Origin of the sequence: Streptomyces torulosus, from assembly GCF_001419765.1 — a bacterium.
Lineage (GTDB): Bacteria > Actinomycetota > Actinomycetes > Streptomycetales > Streptomycetaceae > Streptomyces > Streptomyces torulosus.
Window position 1 is genome coordinate 1 of record NZ_LIRK01000954.1, and the last position, 2440, is coordinate 2440.

Annotated in this window: 3 protein-coding genes; all 3 read left to right on the top strand. The window is 74.3% G+C overall.

All coding sequences use genetic code 11. From position 1 onward, the window contains the following. Nucleotides 1-654, top strand: a 654-nt coding sequence (locus AOK23_RS43005; protein WP_055717797.1) for an EboA domain-containing protein, incomplete at its 5' end; no start/stop codon positions are given. Then, entirely contained in the window at nucleotides 654-1502 is an 849-nt protein-coding gene (locus AOK23_RS43010; RefSeq protein ID WP_055717798.1) for a TatD family hydrolase, read from the top strand. The genes AOK23_RS43005 and AOK23_RS43010, both read left to right, overlap by 1 nt. A gap of 3 nt (nucleotides 1503-1505) precedes the next feature. Continuing rightward, a partial coding sequence (gene eboE / locus AOK23_RS43015; protein ID WP_055717799.1) for a metabolite traffic protein EboE occupies nucleotides 1506-2440 on the top strand: 935 nt, incomplete at its 3' end.

The following is a 2440-nucleotide window of genomic DNA, read 5'->3' on the forward strand; positions in this document are numbered from 1 at the left end:
GCGCGGTCAGCGGCCCGCACCGCCCCCGCCGCACTGCGCGGCCCGCTGACCGCGCGGCTCGACGACCCCGCCCGCGCCTGGCTCGACCGTGCCCTCGCCGAGGCCGCCGACCACCCCGGCACCCACGGCCCCATCTCCGTGTGGGAACTGCGCCTCGCCGAGGCGGGCCGCCGCTGCGGCGCCGAGCACGCCGACGCCGCCCGCGTCCTGATCCTGCACGCGGCCCGCGCCGACACCGCCGCGCTCGACCGGGTCTACCGGCAGGGCACCGCCGACGAACGCCGGGCCGTGCTGCACGCCCTGCCCCATCTGGTGCCCGGCCCCGACGCGCTGCACCTCGTCGAGGACGCCCTGCGCACCAACGACACCCGCCTCGTCGCCGCCGCCCTCGGCCCCTACGGGGCCCGCCACCTCGGCCCGCACGACTGGCGGCACGCCGTCCTCAAGTGCCTGTTCACCGGCGTACCCGTCGACGAGATCACCGACCTGGCCCGCCGCGCCCACGGCGACACCGAACTCGCCCGCATGCTCGGCGCGTTCGCCGACGAACGCACCGCCGCGGGCCGTCCCGTGCCCGGGGACCTGTACCGCGTCCTGGCCCTGACCGCGCCCCCACCGGCCGACGGGACCGGCATCGACGGCAAGGAGACCTGATGCGCATCTTCGACCCCCACATCCACATGACGTCCCGCACCACCGACGACTACGAGGCGATGCACGAGGCGGGCGTCCGCGCGGTCGTGGAACCGGCCTTCTGGCTGGGGCAGCCCCGCACGTCCCCGGCCACCTTCCTCGACTACTTCGACTCCCTGCTCGGCTGGGAGCCCTTCCGGGCCGCCCAGTACGGCATCGCCCACCACTGCGCGATCGCCCTCAACCCCAAGGAGGCCAACGACCCGCACTGCACCCCCGTCCTGGACCACCTTCCCCGCTACCTCCTCAAGGACCGCGTCGTGGCCGTCGGCGAGATCGGCTACGACTCCATGACCCCCGCCGAGGACCTCGCCCTGGAGCACCAGCTCCAGCTCGCCGCCGACCACGGCCTGCCCGCCCTGGTGCACACCCCGCACCGCGACAAGCTCGCCGGACTGCGCCGCACCGTCGACGTGGTGCGGGCCTCCGAGCTGCCGCCGGAGCGGGTGCTGCTGGACCACCTCAACGAGACCACCGTCAAGGAGGCCAAGGACAGCGGCTCCTGGCTCGGCTTCTCCGTCTACCCCGACACCAAGATGGACGAGGAGCGCATGGTCGCCGTCATCAAGGCGTTCGGCACGGAGAAGGTGCTGGTCAACTCCGCCGCCGACTGGGGCAGAAGCGACCCCCTGAAGACCCGCCGGGTAGCCGACGCCCTGCTCGCCGCCGGGTTCGACGAGGACGACGTGGACCTCGTGCTGTGGCGCAACCCGGTCGCCTTCTACGGGCTCAGCGGCCGTCTCGACCTCGACGCCACCACGACCGGCGCCACCCACGAGGGCAACAGCATCCTGCGCGGCGGGGAGTGACCCATGCGCTTCCGCCACCCCGACGGATCCACCGTCCATCTCGCCTACTGCACCAATGTGCACCCGGCCGAGACCCTCGACGGCGTCCTCGCCCAGCTGCGCGACCACTGCGAGCCCGTCCGACGGCGCCTCGGCCGTGACCGCCTCGGCATCGGCCTGTGGCTCGCCAAGGACGCCGCCGACGCCCTGATCACCGACCCCTCCGCCCTGCGCGGGCTGCGCGCCGCACTGGACCGGCGCGGCCTGGAGGTCGTCACCCTCAACGGCTTCCCGTACCAGGGCTTCGGCGCCGAGGAGGTCAAGTACCGCGTCTACAAGCCGGACTGGGCCGACCCCGAGCGCCTCGACCACACCGCCTCCCTGGCCCGGGTCCTCGCCGCGCTGCTCCCCGACGACGTCACCGAGGGCACCGTCTCGACGCTCCCGCTGGCCTGGCGCACCGCCTACGACGACACGCGCGCCGACGCCGCCCACGCCGCCCTGCGCACCCTCGGCGAACGCCTCGACGCCGTCGCCGAACTGACCGGCCGCTCGATCCGCGTCGGACTGGAACCCGAACCCGGCTGCACGGTCGAGACCACCGCCGACGCCATCGGCCCGCTCACCGCGATCGGCCACGACCGCATCGGCGTCTGCGTCGACACCTGCCATCTCGCCACCTCCTTCGAGGACCCGCACACCGCCCTGGACGCGCTCGTCCGGGCCCGCGTCCCCGTCGTGAAGTCGCAGCTCTCGGCCGCCCTGCACGCCGAGCACCCCCACCTCCCCGAGGTCCGCGAGGCGCTCGCCGCCTTCGACGAACCCCGCTTCCTGCACCAGACCCGCACGGCGACCGCCGCCGGTCTGCGCGGCACCGACGACCTCGGCGAAGCACTCACCGGTGACGCACTCCCCGACGCCTCCCCGTGGCGGGCCCACTTCCACGTCCCCCTGCACGC

Coding starts and splice junctions, on each gene's coding strand:
- AOK23_RS43010 (WP_055717798.1), top strand. CDS start 654: ATGCGCATCTTCGACCCCCACATCCACATGACGTCCCGCACCACCGAC.